This window comes from Streptomyces sp. NPDC037421 (assembly GCF_055602105.1).
In genome coordinates, this window is sequence record NZ_JBVJWV010000037.1 from 23628 (window position 1) to 49476 (window position 25849).

Below are 25849 nucleotides of genomic sequence, written 5' to 3' on the forward strand. Positions count from 1 at the left end.
AAGGGTGTCAGGGGGAGGGGCGGACATGGCGGTCGGCAAGGGCTGGGAGGGCGTGGTCCTCAAGCTGCTGCGCGGCAAGGACTTCACGTTCACGGTCACGGGGGTGGAGGAGGTCACCGAGCACTTCCGCCGGGTCCGCTTCGGCGACGGCGGGCTGCTGGCCGCCGCAGGCGCCTCCCTGCACCCGACGATGTGGGTCCGGGTCTGGTTCCAGGGCGGCAGCCGTCCGCACCAGCGGGCCTACACGCTGGTGGACCCCGACCCGGAAGCCGGGACCTTCGCCTTCGAGTTCGCGCTGCACGACGGGCTGGCGAGCCGGTGGGCGCGCACGGCCGCGCCGGGGGACACCCTGGAGGCCACCGTCCAGGGCACCGGGTTCACGGCGCCGGACCCCGAGCCGGAGCGGCTGCTGGTGATCGGCGACCCGGCCTCCCTGCCGGCCGTCAACTCCCTGCTGGACGCCTACCCGCGCACCCCGGCCACCATCTGGTTCGAGACCCAGCACGACTCCGACGCGGAGCTGCCCGTACGCGCCGACCCGGGCCGGCACGACGTCCGGCGGGTGGCCCGCGGCGGTTCGGCGCTGGCCGAGCGGGTGCGGGCCGAACTGCCGGAGCTGCTGGGCCCCGACCCGGCCAACGCGTACGTCTGGCTGGCCTGCGACACGGCGACCACCCGGGACCTGGCGGGATACCTCAAGAAGGAACTGGGCCTGCCGAAGCAGCGCGTGAACAGCCTCGGCTACTGGCGCGCCGCGTAAGCCCCTACGCGCCCTACGCCCCGCCCTACGCCCCGACCGTGCCGTCGACGGCCTCCCGGAGGAAGTCGGCGTGGCCGTTGTGGCGGGCGTACTCGTGGATCATGTGGAGCATCACCAGGCGCAGCGAGGCCTCCTGCTCCCACTTGGCGACGTACGCCGTCACCTCCAGGGACTCCGCTGCGGCCTCGACGGCGCGGGAGTGCTCCACCTCCGCCTCCCACGCGGCGAACGCCTCGGCGCGGGTCGCGGTCGTGGCGTCGTACGCCGCCTGGAAGTCGTGGTCGTCGGACCACAGGTGCGGTACGTCGGCGCCGCCGATCGTGCGCCGGAACCAGTGCCGCTCCACCTCGGCCATGTGCCGCACCAGCCCCAGCAGGGACAGGGCGGACGGCGGCGACGCCCGCCGCCGCAGGTCCTCGTCACCGAGCCCCTCGCACTTCCAGGCGAGGGTGGCCCGGTGGTAGTCGAGGTAGGCGCGCAGGGTCTCGCGCTCCCCGCCGGTCAGTGGTGGCCCGACGCGTTCCGTGTTCTGCATGCAGGGATCCTCCCCCGCCGCCCGGGCCCCGCGAAACGCATTTCCGCCGGCCGGTGAAGCCTCCGGACCCGGGTGCGGGGTCAGGGGCGGGTACCCGGCCAGATGTACGGGGTCGTCACGCCGAGTACGCCGAAGCCCAGGCGTTCCAGGATCGGGCGGCTGTCGTCCGAGGCGTCGACCTGGAGGTAGGGGATGTTCCGGGCCGCCGCCACGCGGGCGCGGTGGGCCACCAGCAGGCGGTAGATGCCGCGGCCGCGCCACTCCGGCGCGGTGCCGCCGCCCCACAGGCCGGCGAACGCGCTGCCCGGGCGCATCTCCATCCGGGCCGCGCTGACCGGGACGTCCCCGGCCATCGCCACCACGGCCTCGAGGGTGTCCGGCTCGTCCCGCAGCAGCGAGAGCATCTGCTCCCGGATCCGGGGCCGCTCCGTGCCGAAGGCCCGGTGGTGCACCTCCATCATCAGGTCCACCCCTGCCTCGTCCGTCACCACCCGCAGCGTGATCCCCTCCGGCGGCTCCACCGGCAGGGCGGCGAGATCGGCCGTGCGCGCCACCACCAGCGTCTCCGGAGCCTCCGGCACGAACCCCGCCGCGAGCAGCCGGTCCCCGAGGTCCGCCGGGCGGTCGTGGGAATACAGCTTCCACTCGAACTCCGGTCCGCCCGCGTCCTCCCCGCGCGCCCCGAAGTACGCCACCTGCGCGGCGATCTCCGCGTCCGCCGTGCCTTCGTCGAGGTCCGACCAGAGCACGCCGTTCCAGCCGAGCCCCGGCACGGTCTGGCGTACGACCCGGCCCACCCGCTCCACCCGTGCGTGCGCGGCGTCGGGCTGCGCGTCACGCCGCATCTCCGCGTCGTAGCGGTCGCGCACCTTCAGCAGTTCATCAAGATCTATCGCCATGCGGGCCAGCTGACCAGGTGCGGGGCCGCGCGTACAACTGCATTAGCCTCGCCCCCGTGAACGACGATTCCGCCATCCACACGGGCAAGGCCACCCCTGACGCCGCCGCCGACCGGGGCTGGCTCCTCGGCCACTTCAAGGACCCCGGCGATCCCCGCCACAGCGAGGACGTCGAGATCAAGTGGGGGGTCCATCCCAAGGGCGAGGAGCGTGAGCGGTGGGTGACCGGCGAGTGCCGCACCGCCCTCCAGGTGCTGATCAGCGGCCGGTTCCGGCTGGAGTTCCCCGGCCGCACCGTGGTCCTCGCCGAGCAGGGGGACTACGTGGTCTGGGGGCGCGGGGTCGACCACTCCTGGTACGCGGAGGAGGACTCGGTGGTCCTCACCGTCCGCTGGCCCTCGCTCCCCGGCTACCGGGCCGACGAGCCGTCCGCCCCGGAGCGCCAGTGACCAAGGTCCCGCATCCCGCCACAAGCCTGTGACGATGCACACGAATCCCGCCAACGATCACGAAAGGCTGGAATCGTGTCAATCGAGGTGTAGACCACCCTGGCCGCGGTGGACCCCGCGGCCGAACCTTCACAAGTTCACGAGTTCATGAGTTCTTTGCGTCGGGCTACCTCCCGGTGAAGATCCGAACCACCAGGGAGCACGTCCGTTGGCAGCAATCGCACGGTGGTGCCTGCGGCACCGACTGGTCACCGTCCTGATCTGGCTGCTCGCCCTCGGCGGGACCGCCGCGGCGGCCGGAGCGGCCGGCACCGCGTTCTCCAACGACTACGAGGTCCCCGGCACGGAGTCCGCCAAGGCCCACGCCCTGCTGCGCGAGGGCTTCCACGGCCAGGGCGGCGACACCGACACCATCGTGTGGCGGGCCCCGGACCACAGGACGGCACGCACCCCGGAGATCGAACAGCGCATGACCCGGGCCCTGGACGCCGTCGCGGCCCTGCCCGGGGTGGCATCGGTCGCGAGCCCCTACGCACCGGGCCCCGCCGGCGCCGCACAGGTCAGCCCCGACGGCCGCACCGCCTACGCGGTGGTCACCTTCGACCGGCAGGCCGACTCCGTACCCAAGGCCCAGGCCAGGGCCGTCGTCGACACCGCGAAGAACCCCGCCACCGAGGCCGACGGCCTCCAGGTCGAACTCGGCGGCCGCGCCATCGGCCTGACCGAGGCACCCAGCGCCCACCTCGCCGAGGTCATCGGCGTCGGCATCGCCGCAGTGGTCCTCTTCCTCGCCTTCGGCTCCCTCGCCGCGAGCCTGCTCCCCATCGCTACGGCCCTCGTCAGCGTCGGCAGCGCCTACTTCGGCATCACCCTCCTCGGGCACGCCATGCCCGTCGCCGACTTCGCCCCGATGCTGGGCACCCTCGTCGGCCTCGGCGTCGGCATCGACTACGCCCTGTTCATCGTCACCCGGCACCGCAAGGGCCTGGCACGCGGCCTCGCCGTCGAGGAAGCCGCCGCGAGCGCCGTCGCCACCACCGGCCGGGCCGTCGTCTTCGCCGGGGCCACCGTCTGCATAGCCCTGCTCGGCATGCTGGTACTGCGGCTGAACTTCCTCAACGGGGTCGCGATAGCCGCGTCCCTCACCGTGATCCTCACCGTGGCGGCCTCCGTCACCCTGCTGCCCGCCCTCCTCTCGTACATCGGCATGCGGGCCCTCTCGCGGCGCGAACGGCGCAAGCTCGCCGCCGAGGGCCCCCGGCCCCAGCCGCCCACCGGGTTCGCCGCCCGCTGGTCGGCCTTCGTGGAGCGCCACCCCAAACTGCTCGGACTGGTCGCGGCCCTGGTGATGGCAGTGCTCGCGCTGCCGACCCTCTCGCTCCACCTCGGCACCTCCGACCAGGGCAACAACCCCGCCGCCTCCACCACCCGCAAGGCCTACGACCTGCTGGCCGACGGCTTCGGGCCCGGCACGAACGGCCCGCTCAGCGTCGTAGCCCGGCTCGACGGGGCAGGGGACCGCGTCGCCTTCGAGCGGCTGACGGAAGCCCTGCGCGCCACCGAGGGCGTCGCCTCCGCCGGCCCGGCCGTCTTCAACCGCAGCGGGGACACCGCCGTCCTCACCGTCGTCCCCGACTCCGCCCCACAGTCCCGGGCCACGAGCGAACTGGTCGACACCCTGCGCCGGGACGTCATCCCCCGCGCCGGACACGGCAGCACCATGGACGCCCACGTCGGCGGGGTGACGGCCGGCTACGACGACTTCGCCGAGGTGATCGTCGGCAAACTGCCGCTCTTCGTCGGGGTGGTCATCGCACTCGGCTGCGTCCTGCTGCTGCTCGCCTTCCGGTCCATCGGCATACCGCTCAAGGCCGCCGCCATGAACGTCGCCGCCGTCGCCTCCTCCTTCGGCGTCGTCGTCGTGATCTTCCAGTGGGGCTGGGGGAGCGAACTGCTGGGCCTGGGCAGCGCCGGGCCGATCGAGCCCTTCCTGCCGGTGATCATGGTGTCGGTGCTCTTCGGCCTCTCCATGGACTACCAGGTCTTCCTGGTCAGCCGGATGTACGAGGAATGGCTGGAGACCGGCGACAACAGGCGGGCCGTCCGCGTGGGCCTCGCCGAGACCAGCCGGGTGATCAACTCGGCGGCCGTCATCATGATCTCCGTCTTCCTGGCCTTCGTGCTCAGCGGCGACCGGCTCATCGCGATGTTCGGCATCGCGCTCGCCGCCGCCGTGGCACTCGACGCCTTCGTCCTGCGCACCCTGCTCGTCCCGGCGCTCATGCACATGCTCGGCGGGGCGAACTGGTGGATCCCCGCCTGGCTCGACCGCCGGCTGCCCCGCATCAGCATCGAGCCGCCGGAACGGGCCACTCCCCGTGCGACACTTCCGTCGCAGCGGCCGGAAGCGGACCACGCCGAACCGGCCGGCACGCCCCGCTGACCGGTCACGAGCCGTAAGGAAGCACAGATGTTCGCGATAGACCTGGCCGACGACGCCCAGCTGTTCCCACTGGAGGTCTGGCACGCCGAGGAGTTCCTGGCGCACATGGACCGGGGCCGCGAGTTCATCGGCCGGTTCATCGGCCTGCCGGACCGGGTCACCGACCTCGAATCGGCGCGGCACCTGCTCGGCTCCAAGGCCGAGGAGGCCGCCAGGGACGGCGCCCGGCTCTACGGCATCCGGGCCGACGGCACGCTCGTCGGCGGGGTCCTCTTCCGGACCTTCGACGCCGCCTCCGGCAACTGCGAGGTCGGCTGCTGGCTGGAGCCCGCCGCGGCCGGCCGGGGCCTGGTCACCAAAGCCTGCCGGATCCTGATCGACTGGGCCTTCGACGTGCGCGGCATGCACCGCGTGGAATGGCACGTGGCCGCCGGCAACGAGAAGAGCATCGCCGCCGCCGAACGCCTCGGGCTGACCCGCGACGGCGTCATGCGGCAGAACCACCTCCACCGCGGCGTCCGCCAGGACACCGAGGTCTGGGCCGTCCTCGCCCACGAACGGGCCACCGCCCGCCAGTCGTGACCCCCACCGCCGCAGGCCCCGCCAGGGGCCCGCGGCCCACCGGCGGCGGAGCCCGCCGGGGCCTCTCAGGAACCTCTCAGAAACGCCGCCTACGGTGCCCGGCATGGACACCACGAAGACCCCCGTCCCGGCCGCCCCCGACGCGGACGCGGACGCCCCCGAGGACAAGGCGCCCACCCCCGGGGCGGCAGCCGCCGAACCCGCCGCGGACCCGGACGGCGAGACGGCCGGCACCGCCGGGCACGCCGAAGACGACGACGCCGACGGCATCGACGAGGACGCCCCCGAGCGCAGCACCGGCGTCGGAGCCGCCGCATCCGCCGTCGTCGCCGCGGGCCTGGGCCTCGTCGCCCTCAGCGGCAGCTGGGTCTCCCGCGTCGCCGCCGAACGCCAGACGCTCATCGGCCAGATCGAATCGGTCAGCGCGACCAGCGCCAAGGAGAAGATCGCCGCCCTGTACGGCGACGCCTGGCACATGACCGCCCTCGTCAACGGTGTCCTTTCCACCCTCGCCCTCCTCCTCGCCGTCCTCGTCCTCGCCGGCCCCGCCTTCGGCACCCCCGGCCGGGTCCACCCCGCCTGGGTCCGCTCCGTCTCCTGGGCCGCCGTCGCCCTGGGCCTCCTCGGAGTCCTGCTCTTCGGCCTCATGTACTTCGACCTGCTCTTCCCCCTCCCCACGGCCGCCGGGTAGGCACCGCCTTACGGGATCTCCCGCCCGGTCTTAGACCGTCCTAGGCCGCCTCAGGGTCCCCGGACGCCGGCCTAAGGACCCCGGCACTGCGGAGATGCGGCATGAGCCCCATGTGCCGCACCCCTCTGGGACGCGAATCTTGGATCACACCGAACGAGGTGCCCGAGAAGAGCAACCAGGGAGAACGAGATGTTCGAGTACGAGATCGCCACCGCCCGCCGCGCCGACCTCATCCGCGAGGCCGACCGGTACCGGATCGCCCAGGAGGCCAGGAAGGCCTCCCGCGCCGCCTCTCGGAGCCAGGAATCCGAGAGGCCGGTGAGTCGGCACCGCGGCCTCTTCACCCGCGCCGCGTAACCCGCGTCGCGAACCGCGTGAACTGACGCGAGATGACAAGCGCACCGATAACGACTGCCGTCGGACCGGACCCGTGTGCGATGCTCGGCGGCGTGGAGACCAGATCTGTCAGCCCGGTGTTCGTCGGCCGAGCCGACGAACTGGCCGCACTCGTGGACGCCCTGGGGCGCGCCGCCGGCCAGGAGCCGCAGGCCCTGCTCATCGGCGGAGAGGCCGGAGTCGGCAAGACCCGGCTGACCGAGGAGTTCCTCACGGAGGCCGCCCGCCGCGGCGCCGTGGTGGCGGTCGGAGGCTGTGTGGAGATAGGGGCGGAGGGACTTCCCTTCGCCCCCTTCTCCACGGCCCTGCGCACCTTGCTCCGCCTGCTCCCCGGCGAACTGGCCGAGGCCGCCGCCGGCCAGGAGGACGAACTCGCCCGGATCCTCCCCGAACTCGGCGAGACCCCCCGCGGCCCCCACGACGAGGAGAGCACCGCACGGCTCTTCGAACTGACCGCCAGGATGCTGGAACGCCTCGCCGCCGACCGCACCGTCGTGCTCGTCCTGGAGGACCTGCACTGGGCGGACACCTCCACCCGGCACCTGCTCGCCTACCTCTTCCGCACCCTCGCCCGCGGCCGGCTCGTCCTCGTCGCGACCTACCGCGCCGACGACATCCACCGCCGCCACCCGCTGCGCCCGCTGCTCGCCGAACTCGACCGGCTCCGCACCGTCCACCGCATCGAACTGTCCCGCTTCAACCGGGCCGAGGTGCGCCGCCAGCTCGCCGGGATCCTCGCCTCGCGGCCCGAGGAGAGCTTCGTCGACTCCGTCTTCGACCGCTCCGACGGCAACGCCTTCTTCGTCGAGGAACTCGTCGCCTCCCAGGAGAGCGGCTGCCGCACCGGGCTCACCGAATCCCTGCGCGACCTCCTGCTCGTCCGCGTCGAGGTACTGCCCGACGCCGCCCAGCGCGTGGTGCGCATCGTCGCCGAGGGCGGTTCCACCGTCGAGTACGCCCTGCTGCGCGCCGTGGTCCGGCTCGGCGAGGACGAACTGATCGAGGCCCTGCGGGCCGCCGTCGGCGCCAACATCCTCCTCGCCACCACCGACGGCGACGGCTACCGCTTCCGCCACTCGCTGGTCCGCGAGGCGGTCAGCGACGACCTGCTGCCCGGCGAGCGCGCCCGCGTCAACCGCCGCTACGCCGAGGCCATGGAAGACGACGAATCGCTCGTCCGCGCCGAGGAGCGGGTCATCCGGCTGGCCAACTACTGGTACGCGGCCAACGACCCCGCCAAGGCCCTGCCCGCGGTCCTCGCCGCCTCCGTCACCGCCCGCCGCCGGCACGCCTACTCCGAGCAGCTCAGCCTGCTGGAACGGGCCATGGACCTGTGGGACAGCGTCCCCGGCGAGGTCCGCGCCGACCTGCGCCCCGCGGACTACACCGAGGTCTACCCGCCCTGCGGCTGCGACCCGGCCACCACCCCGCTCCAGCGCCTCGACCTGCTCGCCGAGGCCACCGTCGCCGCCCGCTTCGGCGGCGAACGCGAACGCGCCCTGAAACTCACCAAGCTGGCCCTGCGGACCCTCGAAGAGGACGGCGACGACCCGCTGCGCGCCGCCTGGTTCTGGACCGAGCGCTCCCGCCTCGTCGCCAACCTCGGCCGGGGCGACGGCTGGCACGAGATCGCCACGGCCCAGGAACTGGTCAAGGGGCTGCCCCCGTCCCAGGTGCACGCCGACGTCCTCGTCCGGGCCGCGGGCTGGGGCATGCTCCACAACCCGGGCCCCGGCAACCTCGCCGCCGCCGAACGGGCCGTGGAGTACGCCCGCATGATCGGCGCCGAGGAGACCGAGCTCAACGCCCGGATCACCTACGGCTGCCTGCTCACCGACTCCGGCGACGACACCACCGGCCTCGCCGAACTGCACGCGGTCAAGGACCGCGCCACCAACCTCGGACTCACCGTGGTCGCGGGTCGCGCTCACGTCAACATCACCTCTCAACTCGAAGCCATGGGCCGGTCCCGCGAAGCCGTGGAACTGGCCGAACAAGGGGTCGAACTCGTCAGCAGGTCCCGGCTCCTGGACACCGAGGCCTGGGTCTGCGGGAACATGGCGGAAAGCCTGTACAGCCTCGGCCGCTGGGACGAGGCCGCCGAGGCCGCCCGCCGCACCTTGCGCGTCGGTCAGAGCGCCGCCCCGCGCGGCTCCGCCTCCGCCCGCCTGGCCTACCTCGCCCTGGCCCGCGGCGAACTCACCGAGGCCGCCCAGCAGCTCGCCGCCGCCCACGCCCACTTCGGCACCCACGACCGCCAGCCCCAGCACCGGCTCCCGCTCCACCGGCTCGCCATCGGACTGGCCGACGGCGAGGGCCGCATAGCCGACGTCCGCGCCGAGACCGCGGACGCCGTGGCCCACGGCTTCCCGCTCGGCCAGCACCGCTACGCCTGGCCGCTGCTGCTGGCGTCCGCCTCCGCCGAGGCGGACGCCCGGGGCCTGCCCGTGGCCGACGCCGGCCGTGACGCCGCCCTGGAGGTGCTGCGCACCGCCGCCCGGACCCTGGCCACCCCGGTCCCCGTATGGGCCGCGCACGCCGAGTACCTGCGGGCCGAACTGCTCCGTGCCGAGGCCCGGGACACCGTCGCCGACTGGACCGCGGTCGAGGCCGCCGTACGCCCCCTCCAGCGCCCGTACCTGCTCGCCCGCGCCCGCCACCGGCTCGCCGAGGCGCTGCTCGCCTCGGGAGGGGACCGCGAGACCGCCGCCGACTTGCTCCGCGACGCCCACGCCGCCGCCGACCGGCTCGGCTCCCGACGGCTACGGGAGGACCTGGCCCTGCTCGCGCAGCGCGCCCGGCTCCCGCTGACCGCCGAGGAGGCCCACCCGGCCGCCCCGGTCCCGGACACCGACCCCATCGAGGCCCTGGGGCTGACCAGCCGCGAACGGGACGTCCTGCGCCTCGTCGCGGCCGGCAGCACCAACCGCCGGATCGCGGAGGAGCTCTTCATCTCCCCGAAGACGGCCAGCGTGCACGTCTCGAACATCCTGGCCAAGCTCGGAGTCGCGGGCCGGGGCGAGGCCGCGGCCCTCGCCCACCGGCTGCGCCTGTTCACCGCGCCGCTCGCCCCGGCGTCCCCCGCGCCCCCGGGAGGCCGCGGCTAGGGCTCTTCGCCCCCGCCGCCGCCCGGCTCGCGGGCCTCGGCCGGGCGTATGAGCACCTTGCCGGAGTCGAGGTCTATGGGGCCCCGTCCCGGATCGCCGTCACCGACGTCGGTCCGGGACAGCTCCAGCCGCTTCTTCTCCTCGTGCGTGTGCTTGCGTCCCGGGTTGAACAGCTCCTCGATCATGTTGAACACCGCGCTCGCCCTGCCTTTCGCCCCCTCCGGGGCCGCTCAGGTCACCGCACCGTCAGTTTCAGGATCCTGTCGTCGCCCGGCTCCGGCGACCCGCGTCCGTCCGTCTCGCTCGTGACCAGCAGCAATCCGTCCCCGCCGAGGGGCACCACCGTGCGCAGCCGGCCGTACTTCCCCTGGAGGAAGGCCTCCGGCTCCGCGGCCGCGGCGGTCCCCTTCAGCGGGATCCGCCACAGCCGCTCGCCCTTCAGGCCGGCCATCCAGAGCGAGCCGTCCGCCCAGGCGATCCCGCTCGGTGAGGCCTCTTCCGTCTTCCACACCGCCACCGGATCACGGAATCCCGCCTTGGCGGCCTTCCCCTCCGCCTCCGGCCAGCCGTAGTTGCCCCCGGGCTCGATGAGGTTCAGCTCGTCCCAGGTGCGCTGGCCGAACTCGGACGCCCAGAGCCGTTTGTCCTTGTCCCAGGCGAGGCCCTGCACATTGCGGTGTCCGTAGGAGTAGACGATCGAGCCGGCCTCCGGATTGCCGTGCACCGGCTGCCCGTCCGGGGTCATCCGCAGGATCTTCCCGCCGAGCGACTTCCTGTCCTGCGCGAGCGCCGTGTCCCCGGTCTCGCCCGTGCCGGCGTAGAGCATCCGGTCCGGGCCGAAGGCGATCCGGCCGCCGTTGTGGATGAGCCCCTTGGGGATCCCCCGCAACACCGTGTCGGGCGCGCCCAGTTGCTGCCCGGCCGGTCTCTGCTCGTCGTACCGCATCCGGGCGATGCGGTTGTCGGACTCGGTAGTGAAGTACGCGTAGACCATCCGGTCCGAGGCGAAGTCCGGGGACAGCGCGAGCCCCAGCAGCCCGCCCTCCCCGCCCGGGGCCACCCCGGGGACCTTGCCGATCTGCGTCACCGCGCCCGTGTCCGTCCGCACCCGGCTGACGGTGCCCTTGTCGCGGGAGGCGACCAGCAGGTCCCCGCCGGGCAGCGGGGCCACGCCCCAGGGGGACTCCAGGCCCTTGGCGACCTCGCCCGTCACCGTCACCGACCCCTTCACGGGCGGCCCCGACGCATCCGCCGGCCCCGACGTCCCCGAGGACGCCGCTCCCGCCGGCGGCGAGCCCGGTGGGGAACCGCCCGGCCCGGCCCGCTCGCCCTCCGGCGGGGAACAGCCCGCCGCCAGCAGGGCGCCGCACCCGGCCAGCGCGAGCCCCGCCAGCACGCCCCTGCGCCGCGCGCGGCCGCCCCCGTACCCCCGCTCCGCCCCGGAATCCCGCGCCCCAGCCCTCTGGAACTGCCCGTACCGCATCGTCCCGCTCCCCTCCGGTCGTCCGTCCCCTGTCCGGTGTCCTCCAGTCCTGCCCTTCACCACTCTCAACAGACCCGGCCGGTCCCGAAGTTCCACCCCTCGTACACCCGATCGAGTGGACCTGTGGAAGGAGGGCGGGATCCAGCCGCCGGACACCCCCTAGTCCCAGGCTCCCACCGCCGCCGGCAGCGCCGCTATCTCGGCCAGCTCCGCGCCCGTGAGCCGCACCTCCGCCGCCCGGGCGTTCTCCGCCGCCCACCGCGCCCGCTCCGCCCCCGGCACCGGCACCACGTGCGGCCCCTGCGCCAGCACCCAGGCCAGCGCCACCTGCGCCGCCGTGACCTCGGGCCCGTGCCGCCGGGCCACCCGCCGCAGCCCCGCCACCAGCACCTGGTTGGAGGCCATCGCGTGCGCCGTGAACCGCGGGTGCCGCGCCCGCACGTCGGCCTCCTCGAAACCCTGGCCCGGCGTCAGCGTCCCGGTCAGGAACCCGCTGCCCAGCGGCATCGCCGCCAGCATCCCCACCCCCCGCGCCGCACACCACGGCAGCAGCTGCCACGCCGCCTCCGGCGACCACACCGACAGCTCCGCCTGCACCGCCGTCACCGGGAACACCTGCTGGACCCGCTCCAGCTGCCGCAGCGTCGTGCGGTACCCCCGGTCCCCGCGCCGCCCCGCGCCCGGCCCGGCCCCCGCGCCCAGCGCGCAGAACCCCAGTGCCCGCACCTTCCCCGCCTGCACCAGCTCCGCCATGGCGCCCCAGGTCTCCTCCACCGGCACCTCCGGATCCACCCGGTGCAGCTGGTACAGGTCTATGACCTCGGTCCGCAGCCGCCGCAGCGAGGCGTCGCACGCCCGCCGCACGTACCCCGGCCGCCCGTCGGCCACCACGTGCCCCTCACCCGCCCGCAGCCCCACCTTGGCGGACACGAAGGCCTCGGCCCGCCGTTCCCGCAGCACCCGGCCCAGCACCAGCTCGTTGGTGTAGGGCCCGTACAGGTCGGCCGTGTCCAGCAGGTTCGCCCCCAGGTCCAGCGCCGTGTGCAGGGTGCGCAGCGATTCCTCGCCCCGCCGGCGCGAAGGCGCGTAGGCCCAGCTCATCGGCATGCAGCCGAGCCCTATGGCTCCCACCGTCAGCGGTCCCGACCCGATCGACCTGCGCTCCACCCCTGCGTCCCCCTTCCGGCCCGCTCCCGGTCCGGCCCTCAAACTAACGGCTTGATCCAGTTCCCTTCGCATAGCCTCGTGATCATGACTGCAACGACCGGGGACGTCTGGCTCCCCTTCCCGCCCGGAGAGATCGACGGCCTGCCCGGCTGCTTCCGCTACCGCCAGTGGGACGGCGAGGACACCTTCCCGGCCGACCCGGCCGACTGCGTCTTCTACGTCACCCCGTACATGAAGTCCCAGGAGGTGACCCTGCGTCCGCTCGCGCGGATGCCCGCCCTGCGAGTGGTGCAGACCCTCACCGCCGGCATCGACCACGTCCTGCCCGGCCTCGGCGGCCTCCGCCCCGGCGTGCGGCTGTGCAACGCCCGCGGCGTCCACGAGGCCAGCACCGCCGAGCTCGCCCTCACCCTCGTCCTCGCCTCCCTGCGCGGCATCCCCGGCATGGTGCGCGGCCAGGACCGCGAGGAGTGGCGCGGCGGCTTCTACGACGCCCTCGCCGACAGGTCCGTGCTGATCGTCGGCTACGGCGCCATCGGCGCGGCAGTCGAGGACCGGCTCGCAGCCTTCGAGTGCGGGAAGATCACGCGCGTCGCTCGCTCGGCCCGCACCGCCCCGCACGGCCCGGTCCACGCCCTCGCCGACCTCCCCGGCCTCCTCCCGGACGCGGACGTGGTGGTCCTCACCACCCCGCTGACCGAGGACACCCGGGGTCTCGTCGACGCCGCCTTCCTCGGGCGGATGAAGGACGGCGCCCTGCTCGTGAACGTCTCGCGCGGGCCGGTCGTCGACACCGCGGCCCTGCTGGCGGAACTGGACTCCGGGCGGCTGCGCGCCGCCCTCGACGTCACGGACCCGGAGCCGCTGCCCGCCGGCCATCCCCTCTGGCACGCCCCGAACGTCCTGATCACCCCTCACGTGGGCGGCAGCAGCTCGGCGTTCGAGCCCAGGGCGAAGCGGCTCGTGGCCCGGCAGCTCACCCGGTTCGCCGCCGGGGAGGAGGTCCACAACACCGTCCTGATCAAGGACTGAGGCGGGCGTGTCCCGGATTCCGGGACAGCATGTGATTACGCTGGGCGACGAAGCATGCGCAACCGGTGGCCATGACCCCCCTCTTGGTGACGGAGCGTAGAAGAGCTATGTCGCTGAGTGACGAAAGTGGTGTATCGTCCGGAACAAGGGGCTGCGCCACGTACGTCTGGCGCTGGGGAGTGATCGGACACTTTGGGGGGCGACGGGCGATGCACGGCCAATGGACGAAGGATCCGATGCGGCAGAGCCGCCGGAGGCGGCGCCGCCGAGACTGGGCTGCGTCAGAGCCGGCCGGCGAGGGGCACCGGTGAGCGCCCCGGGGGCGGCGTTGCTGACCCGGCAGCCGGTCACCGGCGGCGGAGGCCGGGGCCTCGCGGCGCAACTCCTCCTCGCACTGGTCAGCGGCGGCTACGCCGTCGGAGCCGCCCTCGGCTGGGGGTCGGACGAACTCGCCAAGATCATGGGCGACTTCGGGCTCAGCGCCGCCGGATTACTGGCCGCCGTCTCCTGCTACCACTACGCCCGCGCGATCGACCGGCGCGAACGGCCCGCCTGGCTGATGTTCGCCTTCTCCTCGCTCATGGGCGGCCTGGGGAACGCCGTCTGGGGCTGGTACGAGGTGGTCCTCGGCCAGAAGGTCCCCGAGCCCTCGCTCGCCGACTTCGCCTTCCTCTGCTTCGCACCGCCCGCCATCGTGGGCCTGCTCGTCCTGGCCAAACGGCCGGTCACCCGGGCCGGATGGGTCTGCCTCGGCCTCGACTCCTGGCTCATCGGCGGCTCGCTGCTGACCCTGTCCTGGAGCCTGGCCCTCGCCAACGCCGCCCGCACCGCCCAGTCGGGCGCCCCCGGCAGCGTGCCGCGCGCCGCGCTCTCGCTCGCGTACCCGCTCCTCGACATCGCGCTGGTCTCGATGGTCCTGGTGCTGCACTTCCGGCGCTCGGCGAACAACCGCTCGGCGGTCAACACGGCCATCGCGGCCCTCGCCCTGACCGTCCTGAGCGACGCCCTGTTCACCTCGCCGCTGCTCAACACCACCTACAGCTCGGGGGAGATCCTCGACGCCGGCTGGTTCGCGGGCTCGCTGCTGCTCGCCTACGCCCCCTGGGGCGCCCGCCGGCCCGAGCCCGTGCCGCGCCCCGCACCGCCGCGCCCCGACCGCCCGCACAGCCGCCCCATCACCGGCACGCTGCCCGCCCTCACCCCGTACCTCGCGGCCGCCGTCTGCACCCTCGGCATCCTCTACAACGTCGTGGACGGCCGGAAGGTGGACCGGATGGTGGTCTTCACCGGCTGCACCGTCGTCCTCGCCCTCGTCATCCGGCAGGGCATCATGCTCCTCGACAACATCGCGCTCACCCAGGAACTGGCCCAGAAGGAGAACCACTTCCGCTCCCTGGTCCAGGGTTCCAGCGACGTCATCATGATTGCCGCGCCCACCGGGACCCTGCGCTACGTCAGCCCCGCCGCCGCCGGGGTCTACGGCCGCGAGGCGGAGGAGCTGGTCGGCACCGAGCTCGCCGCCCTGATCCACCCCGACGACCTCGGCCGGGTGGTCCACGAGGTGCGCCGCTTCCTGGCCGCCCCGCCCGCCGAGGAGCCCACCACCCGCATCGAGTGCCGGTTCAAGTCGGGCGGCGGCGAGTGGCTGAACGTGGAGTCCACCGTCAACCGCCACCAGGGCGGGCTCATCCTCAACAGCCGCGACGTCACCGAGCGGGTCCGCCTCCAGGCGCAGCTCCAGCACAGCGCCGAGCACGACCCGCTGACCGACCTGCCCAACCGGGCCCTGTTCACCCGCCGCGTCCGCCAGGCCCTCACCGGCCGCCGGGCCGGGGACCACAGCACCGCCGTGCTCTTCATCGACCTCGACGGCTTCAAGGCCGTCAACGACACCATCGGCCACCAGGCCGGCGACGAGCTCCTCATCGAGGCCGCCCGCCGCCTCCAGGACGCCGTCCGGGCCGGGGACACCGCCGCCCGCCTCGGCGGCGACGAGTTCGCCGCGCTGATCCTCGGCGACGGCAGCCGCGACCGCAGCGCCCGCGAGTACCAGGTCCACGACATCGCCGACCGGCTGCGCGCCACCCTCTCCCAGCCCTACCGCATCGCGGGGAGCGAGGTCCGGGTGGCCGCCAGCATCGGAGTCGCCTTCGCCGACCCCGGCATCACCCCTTCGGACCTGATGCGCAACGCGGATCTCGCGATGTACCGGGCCAAGGCGGGCGGCAAGGACCGGGTCGAGCTGTACGCGCCCCAGATGCAGGCCGAGGTCGTGCGCAAGGCCGAGCTGGCCGGGCGGCTGCGCACCGCGCTGCACGAGGGCGAGTTCGCCCTGCTGCACCAGCCCGTGGTCTGCCTGGCCACCGGCGAGGTCACCGCCGTCGCCGCGCAGGCCCGCTGGCGCTCCGCCCAGGGGATCCTGTTCACCCCGGCCGAGTTCCTCCGGGTGGCCGAACACAGCGAGGGCGGGCCGGCGGCCGGGCCGGACGGCTCGCGCACCGCAGAACTGGGCCGATGGCTCCTGGAGGAGGCCGTCGAGCGGGCCGTCGAGCGGCACCGGGCCGGGCACGACGTACCAGTGGCCGTCCGGATGACCGCCCAGCGGCTGCTGGACCGCTCCGTGCCCGGTTGCAGCGTGGAGGCCGTGCTGAGCCGCCACGGCCTGCCCTCCGGGTCCCTGGTGCTCGAACTGGCCGCCTCCGACCCCAGGGTGCCCTTCGACGAGCTGGAGCGCCGTCTGACGGCCCTGCACCGCCTCGGCGTACGGATCGCCCTGGACGGCTTCGGCAGCGGCTACGCGGCCATCAGCGCCCTCCGCAGGCTCCCGGTGGACCTGCTCAAGCTGGACCGGGGCCTGGTCGAAGGGGTGGTCGAATCGGCCAGGCTGCACAAGATCACGGCCGGATTGTTGCGGATCGCAAACGACCTCGGAATGCAGTCCGTGGCCGACGGGGTGGACCTCCCCGAGCAGGTGCTGGCGCTGCGGGCGATGGGGTGCACCCACGGCCAGGGGGCGGCTTTCTCCGGACCGCTCGACGAATACAGGCTGCGGCGTGCGCTCGTGAGGGGTACGTTCGCAGTACCGGGCGGTACAGCCCAGCCCGCCTTGGCCGGCGGCTCGTCCGGTGGCTCGATGGTCATCCATAGAGGCTCAAATAATGAGACGCCCGTCCCACCCGCTTGACATCCACCTCCCGCCGGAGGGAGGGTCAATGCCATGCGCACCCGAATTCTCGTACTTGGAAAGCGCGTCGGCTGAAGCTGGGGCCTGCATGTCCCCGCTCGAGACCACCGACGCGCTCCCCTCGCTTGCCACCCGGCACGAGGGGTTTTTTGTTGCACTGGCACACGCATCCGGACCAGATCCGGATCACCCCCCGCTCCTCGTAAAACCCTCAGCTTCGAGAAGAGAATGCCGATGACCGAGCAGGCCTCCGGGGCCCACCATCCGCAGCCGCGGCCCCGTACGGGTGGGCACAACCAGCCCACCGCAGTTGAGCACGTCACGGGCGCGCAGTCCCTCATCCGCTCTCTCGAAGAGGTGGGGTGCGACACCGTCTTCGGTATCCCGGGCGGCTGCATCCTCCCGGCGTACGACCCGATGATGGACAGCAAGAAGGTCCGTCACATCCTGGTCCGCCACGAGCAGGGGGCCGGCCACGCCGCCACCGGCTACGCCCAGGCCACCGGCAAGGTCGGCGTGTGCATGGCCACTTCCGGCCCGGGCGCCACCAACCTGGTGACCCCGATCGCCGACGCGCACATGGACTCCGTCCCGCTCGTCGCGATCACCGGCCAGGTCTCCTCCAAGGCGATCGGCACCGACGCCTTCCAGGAAGCGGACATCGTCGGCATCACGATGCCGATCACCAAGCACAACTTCCTGGTGACCAAGGCCGACGACATCGCGAAGACCATCGCCGAGGCCTTCCACATCGCCGCCAGCGGCCGCCCCGGCCCGGTCCTGGTCGACATCGCCAAGGACGCCCTCCAGGCGAAGACCACCTTCTCCTGGCCGCCGGCCATGGACCTGCCCGGCTACCGGCCGGTCACCAAGCCGCACGCCAAGCAGATCCGCGAGGCCGCCAAGCTCATCTGCCAGGCCAAGCGCCCGGTCCTGTACGTCGGCGGCGGCGTCATGAAGTCCGGCGCCACGGCCGAGCTGAAGGTCCTCGCCGAGCTGACCGGCGTTCCGGTCGCCACCACCCTGATGGCCCTCGGCTCCTTCCCCGACAGCCACCCGCTGCACGTCGGCATGCCCGGCATGCACGGCTCCGTCACCGGTGTCACCGCGCTCCAGAAGTCGGACCTGCTGATCGCGCTCGGCACCCGCTTCGACGACCGCGTCACCGGCAAGCTGGACAGCTTCGCCCCCTTCGCCAAGGTCATCCACGCGGACATCGACCCGGCCGAGATCGGCAAGAACCGCGAGGTCGACGTCCCGATCGTGGGCGACGCCCGCGAGGTCATCGCCGACCTGATCCAGGCCGTCCAGGCCGAGCACACCGAGGGCAACGCCGGCGACTACACCGCCTGGTGGAAGGACCTCAACCGCTGGCGCGACACCTACCCGCTGGGCTACGACCTGCCCGAGGACGGCTCGCTCTCCCCGCAGCAGGTCATCGAGCGGATCGGCGCGCTCGCCCCGCAGGGCACGATCTTCACCGCCGGTGTCGGCCAGCACCAGATGTGGGCCTCGCACTTCGTCAAGTACGAGGAGCCCCGGACCTGGCTGAACTCGGGTGGCGCCGGAACCATGGGCTACGCGGTCCCCGCCGCGATGGGCGCCAAGGTCGGCATGCCGGACCGCGCGGTCTGGGCGATCGACGGCGACGGCTGCTTCCAGATGACCAATCAGGAACTGGCCACCTGCGCGCTGAACAACATCCCGATCAAGGTCGCCATCATCAACAACGGCGCCCTCGGCATGGTCCGCCAGTGGCAGACCCTGTTCTACAACCAGCGCTACTCCAACACCGTGCTGCACGCCGACGAGACCGGCCACGACGTGGGCTCCCAGCTCGGCGAGTCCGCGGCGCCCCGCCAGGGCACCCGCGTCCCGGACTTCGTCAAGCTGTCCGAGGCCATGGGCTGCGTCGCGCTGCGCTGCGAGGACCCGGCGGACCTGGACAAGGTCATCGCCGAGGCCAACGCGATCAACGACCGCACGGTCGTGATCGACTTCATCGTCCACGAGGACGCCATGGTGTGGCCGATGGTCGCCGCCGGCACCTCCAACGACGAGGTCATGGCAGCCCGGGGCGTCCGCCCCGACTTCGGCGACAACGAAGACGACTGAGCCGAGAGAGCCTGAGAGAGAGAACGACTCACATGTCCAAGCACACGCTCTCCGTCCTGGTCGAGAACACGCCCGGCATCCTCGCCCGGATCGCCGCGCTGTTCTCCCGCCGCGGGTTCAACATCGACTCCCTCGCGGTCGGCGTCACCGAGCACCCCGACATCTCCCGCATCACCATCGTGGTGAACGTCGAGGACCTCCCGCTGGAGCAGGTGACCAAGCAGCTCAACAAGCTGGTCAACGTGCTCAAGATCGTCGAGCTGGAGCCGTCCAACGCCATCGAGCGCGAGCTCGTCCTGGTGAAGGTCCGCGCCGACAACGAGACCCGCTCGCAGATCGTCGAGATCGTCCAGCTGTTCCGCGCCAAGACCGTCGACGTCTCCCCGGAGGCCGTCACCATCGAGGCCACCGGCGGCACCGACAAGCTCGGCGCCATGCTCAAGATGCTGGAGCCCTTCGGCATCAAGGAGCTCGTGCAGTCCGGCACGATCGCCATAGGGCGTGGCGGCCGGTCCATCACGGACCGCAGCCTGCGCTCGCTCGAACGCAGCGCCTGAGCCCCGCGGCGTCCGGTTCGGGACACGGCGGCTGACACGCCAGCCCGCATAGCGAGACCGAGAAACTCTTATTCCGTTCCCCGCCGTACGGTGGGAGCAACACCAGCGCACCAAGGAGATATCCCAGTGGCCGAGCTGTTCTACGAGAACGACGCCGACCTGTCCATCATCCAGGGCCGCAAGGTCGCGGTCATCGGTTACGGCAGCCAGGGCCACGCCCACGCGCTGTCGCTCCGTGACTCCGGCGTCGACGTCGTCGTCGGCCTCAAGGAGGGCTCCAGCTCCAAGGCCAAGGCCGAGGAGCAGGGCCTGAAGGTCCTTCCGGTCGCCGAGGCCGCCGAGTGGGCGAACGTCATCATGATCCTGACCCCGGACCCGCTCCAGGCCGAGATCTACGAGGCGTCCATCAAGGACCACCTGAAGGAGGGCGACGCGCTCTTCTTCGGCCACGGCTTCAACGTCCGCTACGGCTTCATCAAGCCCCCGGCCAACGTGGACGTCGCCCTCGTCGCCCCGAAGGGCCCGGGCCACCTGGTCCGCCGTCAGTACGAGGAGGGCCGCGGCGTTCCGTGCATCGCCGCCGTCGAGCAGGACTTCTCGGGCAGCGCCTTCGCCCTGGCCCTGTCGTACGCGGCCGGCATCGGCGGCACCCGCGCCGGCGTCATCAAGACCACCTTCACCGAGGAGACCGAGACCGACCTGTTCGGTGAGCAGGCCGTCCTCTGCGGTGGCGCCTCCGCCCTGGTCAAGGCCGGCTTCGAGACCCTGACCGAGGCCGGCTACCAGCCGGAGATCGCCTACTTCGAGTGCCTGCACGAGCTGAAGCTCATCGTCGACCTCATGTACGAGGGCGGCCTGGAGAAGATGCGCTGGTCGGTCTCCGAGACCGCCGAGTGGGGCGACTACATCACCGGCCCGCGCGTCATCACCGACGCCACCAAGGCCGAGATGAAGAAGGTCCTGGAGGAGATCCAGAGCGGCAAGTTCGCCGAGGAGTGGATGGCCGAGTACAAGGCCGGTCTGCCGAAGTACAACGAGTACAAGAAGGCCGACTCGGAGCACCTGCTGGAGACCACCGGCAAGAAGCTGCGCAAGCTGATGAGCTGGGTCGACAGCGACGAGAGCTGATCTCGTGAACGGCGGGGCCGGGACGGTGCGTCCCGGCCCCGCCGCACACCCGCTCCCCTCCGGCTCCGGCCGGAGATCACCGGAATGTAGCCCTCGGATAGGACGGATTGTCCACCCCGGCCAATCCCGGACGGGTGATCCTTCCGTACAGGCGGAAATCCGCACCCGATCCGCCACTACACTGCTCAACACAACGCGTCAGGCCCACAGTGTCGTGCGTCTTCCACGCGGCTACCCCCTCCACCGCCTGCGGCCGTCGGGACGGCCGTCCGCACTGGACTTGTGAGGACCCACGTGAGCTCGAAACCTGTCGTACTCATCGCCGAAGAGCTGTCGCCCGCCACGGTGGACGCGCTCGGTCCGGACTTCGAGATCCGGCACGTCAACGGCGCCGACCGCGCCGAGCTGCTCCCCGCGATCGTGGACGTGGACGCGATCCTCGTCCGCTCCGCCACCAAGGTGGACGCCGAGGCCATCGCCGCGGCCAAGAAGCTGAGGGTCGTCGCCCGCGCCGGTGTCGGCCTCGACAACGTCGACGTCTCCGCCGCCACCAAGGCCGGCGTGATGGTCGTGAACGCCCCGACCTCCAACATCGTCACCGCCGCCGAGCTCGCCTGCGGCCTGCTCGTGGCCACCGCCCGCAACATCCCGCAGGCCAACACCGCCCTGAAGAACGGCGAGTGGAAGCGGAACAAGTACACGGGCGTCGAGCTCAGCGAGAAGACCCTCGGCGTCGTCGGCCTCGGCCGCATCGGTGTCCTGGTCGCCCAGCGCATGTCGGCCTTCGGCATGAAGATCGTCGCGTACGACCCCTACGTACAGCCCGCGCGCGCCGCCCAGATGGGCGTCAAGATGCTGACGCTGGACGAGCTGCTGGAGGTCGCCGACTTCATCACGGTGCACCTCCCCAAGACCCCCGAGACTCTCGGTCTCATCGGGGACGAGGCCCTGCACAAGGTCAAGCCGTCCGTCCGCATCGTCAACGCCGCACGCGGCGGGATCGTGGACGAGGCCGCGCTGTACTCGGCCATCAAGGAGGGCCGCGTCGCCGGCGCCGGCCTGGACGTGTACGCGAAGGAGCCCTGCACGGACTCCCCGCTCTTCGAGCTCGACCAGGTCGTCTGCACCCCGCACCTCGGCGCGTCCACGGACGAGGCCCAGGAGAAGGCCGGCATCGCCGTCGCCAAGTCGGTGCGCCTCGCGCTCGCCGGCGAGCTCGTGCCGGACGCGGTGAACGTCCAGGGCGGCGTCATCGCCGAGGACGTGCGCCCCGGTCTGCCGCTCGCCGAGAAGCTCGGCCGCATCTTCACCGCCCTCGCGGGCGAGGTCGCGGTCCGCCTCGACGTCGAGGTCTGCGGCGAGATCACCCAGCACGACGTCAAGGTGCTGGAGCTCTCCGCCCTCAAGGGCGTCTTCGAGGACGTCGTCGACGAGACGGTCTCCTACGTCAACGCCCCGCTGTTCGCGCAGGAGCGCGGCGTCGAGGTCCGTCTGACCACCAGCTCGGAGTCCCCGGACCACCGCAACGTGGTGACCGTCCGCGGCACCCTGTCGGACGGCCAGGAGGTGTCGGTCTCCGGCACCCTCGCGGGCCCGAAGCACCTTCAGAAGATCGTGGGCGTGGGCGAGTACGACGTGGACCTGGCCCTGGCCGACCACATGATCGTGCTGCGCTACACCGACCGCCCGGGCGTGGTCGGCAAGGTCGGCCAGCTCCTCGGCGAGGCCGGTCTGAACATCGCGGGCATGCAGGTCGCCCGCGCCTCGGAGGGCGGCGAGGCGCTCGTCGTCCTCACCGTCGACGCGGAGGTCCCGGTGGACGTCCTCGCGGCCATCTCGGCGGAGATCGGCGCCGCTTCGGCCCGTACGGTCAACCTCGGCTGACCGTCGCGCACGTGTGAAGGGCCCGGGTCGTGACCCCGGGCCCTTTCGCGTCCCCCTTCCGCCCTGCTCCTTGCCGTACGCGGCTCAGCGCGCCGGTACCGGTTCGGCCGGTGCCGGCTCCGCCCCGGCGGGATCCGGGCCCTGCGCGCCCCGCGGCAGGGCCAGTGCGAGCCCCGCCGCCGCGAGGAGCAGCACCGCACCGCCCCAGGCCGCGTACTGCATCCCGTGCACGAAGGCCTCCCGCGCCAGGGCCAGCAGCTGCCCGTCGGCCTCGCCCCCGGCCTGCCGGGCGGCGGCGACGGCGCCGCCCAGGGTCTCCCGTACGGCGGACGGCTCGCCCGCCAGGTCGGCGCGGTAGACGGCGGTGCCGAGGCTGCCCAGCAACGCCATCCCGAGGGCCCCGCCGAACTCCTGCCCCGTCTCCAGCAGCGAGGCGGCCGAACCGGCCTTCTCGGCCGGGGCCGTGGCGAGGGCCATGTCGGAGACCAGGGACATCACGCCGACGAGGCCGGAGGCGAGCACCCCGGCGCCGGCCAGCAGCAGCCCCAGGGAGTCGGTGCCCACGAGGGAGATCAGCCCGAATCCGGCGGCGGCGACGGCGAAGGAGCCGGCGATGACCCGGGACCGGTCGGTCCGCCGCGCCAGGGAGGCGGAGACCGGCGCGGCCGCGCCGATGAGGAGCGAGGGCGCCAGGCTCCACAGGGCGGCCTCCAGGGTGCCCATGCCGAGCACGGACTGCAGGTACTGGGTGGTGCAGTAGGCCGAGCCCATCATCGCGAAGGCGGCGACCGCGTTCAGGCCGATGCCCGCCCCGAAGCGGCGGTCCCGGAACAGCGCCCGGCCCACCATCGCGTCCCGGCGGCCGCGCTGGCGGCGGAAGAAGGCGTACCCGAAGGCCAGGCCCACCAGCAGACAGGCGGCGTACGGCGGCTCGAAGCCCTCGGCGGCGATCTCCTTCAGCCCGTAGACCACCGGCAGTACGGCGGCCATGGACAGCGGCACGCTCAGGAGGTCGAAGCGGCCGGGGGCCGGGTCCTTGAACTCCGGGACCAGGACCGGGACCAGGACCAGCAGGAGCAGCATCGCGGGCACGTTGACCAGGAAGACCGAGCCCCAGTGGAAGTGCTTCAGCATCACCCCGCTGAGCACCGACCCGAGGGCGACCCCGCCGGTCATGGCGCCGGACCAGATGCCGATGGCCTTGCCTCGCTGTCCGGCGTCCTGGAAGAGGGTGCGGACGAGGGCCAGCGTGGAGGGCATCAGGGTGGCGCCCCCGACGCCGAGCAGGGCCCGGGCCGCGATGAGCATCTCGGCGCTGGTGGCGAAGGCGGCGCCGGCGGAGGCGAGGCCGAAGGCGCCGGCGCCGATCAAAGCAGCCTGCGGCGGCCGATCCGGTCGCCGAGCGAGCCCATCGTGATCAGCAGCCCGGAGAGGGCGAAGGCGTAGCTGTCGAAGATCCAGAGCTGCTGGGTGGCGCTCGGGTCGAGCTCCCGGGTGATGGCCGGGACGGCGAAGTAGAGGACGGAGACGTCCATCGAGACCAGGAGCAGGGGCAGCAGCAGGACCGTGAAGGCGGTCCATTCGCGGCGGCCGGCGAGGGGTGCCGCGGTGGCGGGGTTCGTCATGAGCAGGAATGCACAAGCGTATGGAACGCTTGTCTATGACGAATGTATGGAAAACTTGTGTGGGACCTTCGTCTAGGACGGCCGTCTTGCTACGGTGGCGGCCATGGGACACAAAGAGGATCTGCTCGAAGGCGCCAAGAAGTGCCTGGTCGAGAAGGGGTTCGTACGCACCACCGCGCGGGACATCGTCGGCGCCTCCGGCACGAACCTGGCGTCCATCGGCTACCACTACGGCTCCAAGGACGCCCTGCTCACCCAGGCGTTCATCGCCCTGATGCAACAGTGGGGCGACACCGTCTTCCAGGGCGGCCTGCCCGGTGAGGACGGCTCCCTGGAGCGCTTCCGCGCCATGTGGGACGGCGTGCTCGCGCAGCACGACGATTCGGCGCCCGTCTGGGCGGCCAGCATGGAGGTCGCGCTGAGCGGCGAACGGCTGCCGCAGCTGCGCGGGATGCTCGCCGCCTCCCAGGCCGAGGGCCGCCGGGGCCTGATCTCGCTCCTCACCGGCACCCCGGAGGAGGAGCTCACCGAACGCGACGAGCGCACCCTCGGCTCCGTCGTCCAGGCGCTGCTCAACGGCCTGATGATCCAGTGGCTGCTCGACCCCGGAACCGCCGCCTCGGCCGAGGAGTTCACCGAGGGGCTGCGCCGGATCGCGGAGGGCCTGACGGCGACGGTGCACGGCGGATCCGCCGTGCGGGCCGGGGAGTAGACACGCGATGCCGCTCGGATACCTCTCCGCCGACGACGGCCTCGGCCCCCTGCCGCCCGTCGGCCGCGCCCCGGACTCCCGTCCGCTGCCGGGCTCCCCGGCCGGGATCGTGCGGCGCTGTGCCGCCACGGCCCTGGACCTGGTCATCGGCGTCGTGGTGGTTCTCGTACCGCTCGTCGGGCTCGACCGGGCGCTCGGGGCGCTGGACGTCCCCGACGGCGACGCCCGGACGGTCTGGCGGGCGGCCGCGGCGCTCTGGACGGCGGCCTTCCTGCTGCTCTACTCGCCGCTGAGCGTGTCGCGTCGGGGCGCGACGGCCGGCAAGAGGGCGATGGGCCTGGAGGTGGTGGTCCTCGGGGACGGCGGGCGGCTCGGCTACGGCCGGGCGGTGGCCCGTCACCTGGCCAACCTGGTGGTCTGCGGGGTGCCCGTGCTGTGCGTGGCGAACGCGTCCTCCATGGCGCTGAGCCCGGACGCCCTCGGCCTCCACGACAAGGCCGTCGGCAGCGCGGTGGTCCACCGCCGCTGAACCGGCTTCAGGGGACCCGGCGTTCAGGCCCGCAGGCGCGCGGCCTTGAGGGCCATGTGCAGCAGCAGCCGGTCCTCACCGAGGTCCAGGTCGAGCCCCGTCAGCTGCTCCACCCGGCCCAGCCGGTAGTACAGGGTCTGGCGGTGGATGCCCAGTTCCGCCGCCGCGCGGCCCGCCTGCCCCGCGCAGTCGAGGAACACCTCGGCCGTGCGGGCCAGTTCCCGGTGGGCCGGCGCCAGCAGGGCCCGCGTCGCCGGATCGTCCGCCGGGCCGGCCGCCAGGGCGGCCAGCATCCGGTACGGCCCGATCCCCGCCCACTGCGCCACCGGACCCAGCCCGGGCTGCGCCGCCGCCGCCCGGGCGGCGGCGGTGGCCTGGGCCCACGCCGCGGGCAGCTCCGCGAGCGCCCGGACCGGGTCGGAGAGCCCGGCGGTGACGGAGCCGCCCCCGCCGGCGGGGCCCCGGGGGGGGGGGGGGGGGGGGGGGGGGGGGGGTGGGGGGGGGGGGGGGGGGGGGGGGAGGGGGAGGGGGGGGGGGAGGGGGGGAGTGCAGGATAGCGAGGCAGTAGCGC

21 protein-coding genes and 1 pseudogene are annotated in these 25849 nt (G+C 72.8%); 15 read left to right on the forward strand and 7 right to left on the reverse strand.

The genetic code is table 11. From position 1 onward, the window contains the following. Positions 1 to 25: 25 nt before the first annotated feature. Positions 26 to 760, forward strand: a complete 735-nt coding sequence (locus ACZ7IF_RS33600) for a siderophore-interacting protein (protein WP_470979459.1) — start codon at positions 26 to 28, stop codon at positions 758 to 760. A 25-nt stretch (positions 761 to 785) separates the two neighbouring features. Here the strand turns inward: ACZ7IF_RS33600 and ACZ7IF_RS33605 are convergent, their stop codons facing one another. Then, positions 786 to 1295: a DinB family protein gene (locus tag ACZ7IF_RS33605; RefSeq protein ID WP_470979462.1), complete on the reverse strand. Its 510-nt coding sequence runs from the start codon at positions 1293 to 1295 to the stop codon at positions 786 to 788. 80 nt (positions 1296 to 1375) lie between these two features. Continuing rightward, positions 1376 to 2194 carry a GNAT family N-acetyltransferase gene (locus ACZ7IF_RS33610; protein WP_470979465.1) on the reverse strand — a complete coding sequence of 273 codons (819 nt, stop codon included), beginning with the start codon at positions 2192 to 2194 and terminating at the stop codon, positions 1376 to 1378. Positions 2195 to 2250: 56 nt separating this feature from the next. Between ACZ7IF_RS33610 and ACZ7IF_RS33615 the strand changes: the two genes are divergently transcribed. The 6 genes from ACZ7IF_RS33615 to ACZ7IF_RS33640 all read left to right on the forward strand — a co-directional run bounded on the left by ACZ7IF_RS33615 (position 2251) and on the right by ACZ7IF_RS33640 (position 9862). Continuing rightward, positions 2251 to 2643, forward strand: coding sequence for a cupin domain-containing protein (locus ACZ7IF_RS33615; protein WP_470979468.1), 393 nt, complete (start codon positions 2251 to 2253; stop codon positions 2641 to 2643). Between the two features lie 208 nt (positions 2644 to 2851). After that, entirely contained in the window at positions 2852 to 5086 is a 2235-nt protein-coding gene (locus ACZ7IF_RS33620) for an MMPL family transporter (RefSeq protein ID WP_470979471.1), read from the forward strand. 27 nt (positions 5087 to 5113) lie between these two features. Further along, complete coding sequence (locus tag ACZ7IF_RS33625) at positions 5114 to 5668, forward strand: GNAT family N-acetyltransferase (protein WP_470979473.1); 555 nt, start codon at positions 5114 to 5116, stop codon at positions 5666 to 5668. A gap of 103 nt (positions 5669 to 5771) precedes the next feature. Then, positions 5772 to 6359, forward strand: coding sequence for a hypothetical protein (locus ACZ7IF_RS33630; RefSeq protein ID WP_470979476.1), 588 nt, complete (start codon positions 5772 to 5774; stop codon positions 6357 to 6359). A 189-nt stretch (positions 6360 to 6548) separates the two neighbouring features. Continuing rightward, positions 6549 to 6716, forward strand: a complete 168-nt coding sequence (locus ACZ7IF_RS33635; protein ID WP_470979479.1) for a hypothetical protein — start codon at positions 6549 to 6551, stop codon at positions 6714 to 6716. An 80-nt stretch (positions 6717 to 6796) separates the two neighbouring features. Then, positions 6797 to 9862 carry a helix-turn-helix transcriptional regulator gene (locus tag ACZ7IF_RS33640; RefSeq protein WP_470979482.1) on the forward strand — a complete coding sequence of 1022 codons (3066 nt, stop codon included), beginning with the start codon at positions 6797 to 6799 and terminating at the stop codon, positions 9860 to 9862. Here the strand turns inward: ACZ7IF_RS33640 and ACZ7IF_RS33645 are convergent. The 3 genes from ACZ7IF_RS33645 to ACZ7IF_RS33655 all read right to left on the reverse strand — a co-directional run bounded on the left by ACZ7IF_RS33645 (position 9859) and on the right by ACZ7IF_RS33655 (position 12512). Next, on the reverse strand, positions 9859 to 10056 hold the full coding sequence (locus ACZ7IF_RS33645) for a DUF6191 domain-containing protein (RefSeq protein WP_470979485.1): 198 nt from the start codon (positions 10054 to 10056) through the stop codon (positions 9859 to 9861). The genes ACZ7IF_RS33640 and ACZ7IF_RS33645 overlap by 4 nt on opposite strands. A gap of 41 nt (positions 10057 to 10097) precedes the next feature. Beyond that, positions 10098 to 11345 (reverse strand): PQQ-dependent sugar dehydrogenase, encoded by a 1248-nt coding sequence (locus ACZ7IF_RS33650; protein ID WP_470979488.1) that lies wholly within the window; start codon positions 11343 to 11345, stop codon positions 10098 to 10100. 159 nt (positions 11346 to 11504) lie between these two features. After that, complete coding sequence (locus ACZ7IF_RS33655; protein WP_470979492.1) at positions 11505 to 12512, reverse strand: aldo/keto reductase; 1008 nt, start codon at positions 12510 to 12512, stop codon at positions 11505 to 11507. A gap of 84 nt (positions 12513 to 12596) precedes the next feature. Here ACZ7IF_RS33655 and ACZ7IF_RS33660 point away from each other — a divergent pair, with 84 nt between their 5' ends. The 6 genes from ACZ7IF_RS33660 to serA all read left to right on the forward strand — a co-directional run bounded on the left by ACZ7IF_RS33660 (position 12597) and on the right by serA (position 22412). Beyond that, complete coding sequence (locus ACZ7IF_RS33660) at positions 12597 to 13544, forward strand: 2-hydroxyacid dehydrogenase (RefSeq protein ID WP_470979495.1); 948 nt, start codon at positions 12597 to 12599, stop codon at positions 13542 to 13544. Positions 13545 to 13851: 307 nt separating this feature from the next. Beyond that, positions 13852 to 16728, forward strand: a complete 2877-nt coding sequence (locus ACZ7IF_RS33665; RefSeq protein ID WP_470979498.1) for a putative bifunctional diguanylate cyclase/phosphodiesterase — start codon at positions 13852 to 13854, stop codon at positions 16726 to 16728. 228 nt (positions 16729 to 16956) lie between these two features. Beyond that, entirely contained in the window at positions 16957 to 18843 is a 1887-nt protein-coding gene (locus ACZ7IF_RS33670) for an acetolactate synthase large subunit (RefSeq protein WP_470979501.1), read from the forward strand. Between the two features lie 32 nt (positions 18844 to 18875). Beyond that, a complete protein-coding gene (gene ilvN, locus ACZ7IF_RS33675; RefSeq protein WP_405978459.1) occupies positions 18876 to 19400 on the forward strand; it encodes an acetolactate synthase small subunit in 525 nt (174 codons plus the stop codon). A gap of 126 nt (positions 19401 to 19526) precedes the next feature. Then, positions 19527 to 20528: a ketol-acid reductoisomerase gene (gene ilvC / locus ACZ7IF_RS33680; RefSeq protein ID WP_470979504.1), complete on the forward strand. Its 1002-nt coding sequence runs from the start codon at positions 19527 to 19529 to the stop codon at positions 20526 to 20528. A 294-nt stretch (positions 20529 to 20822) separates the two neighbouring features. Next, a complete protein-coding gene (gene serA / locus ACZ7IF_RS33685) occupies positions 20823 to 22412 on the forward strand; it encodes a phosphoglycerate dehydrogenase (protein ID WP_470979507.1) in 1590 nt (529 codons plus the stop codon). An 84-nt stretch (positions 22413 to 22496) separates the two neighbouring features. Here the strand turns inward: serA and ACZ7IF_RS33690 are convergent. After that, positions 22497 to 24037 (reverse strand): annotated as a pseudogene (locus tag ACZ7IF_RS33690) (MFS transporter). A 103-nt stretch (positions 24038 to 24140) separates the two neighbouring features. Between ACZ7IF_RS33690 and ACZ7IF_RS33695 the strand changes: the two are divergent. Next, positions 24141 to 24749, forward strand: a complete 609-nt coding sequence (locus tag ACZ7IF_RS33695; protein ID WP_470979510.1) for a TetR/AcrR family transcriptional regulator — start codon at positions 24141 to 24143, stop codon at positions 24747 to 24749. A gap of 7 nt (positions 24750 to 24756) precedes the next feature. Then, complete coding sequence (locus ACZ7IF_RS33700; RefSeq protein ID WP_470979513.1) at positions 24757 to 25278, forward strand: RDD family protein; 522 nt, start codon at positions 24757 to 24759, stop codon at positions 25276 to 25278. Between the two features lie 23 nt (positions 25279 to 25301). Here ACZ7IF_RS33700 and ACZ7IF_RS33705 read toward each other — a convergent pair. Then, the coding region (locus ACZ7IF_RS33705; protein ID WP_470979515.1) for a PucR family transcriptional regulator at positions 25302 to 25849 on the reverse strand (548 nt) is incomplete at its 5' end.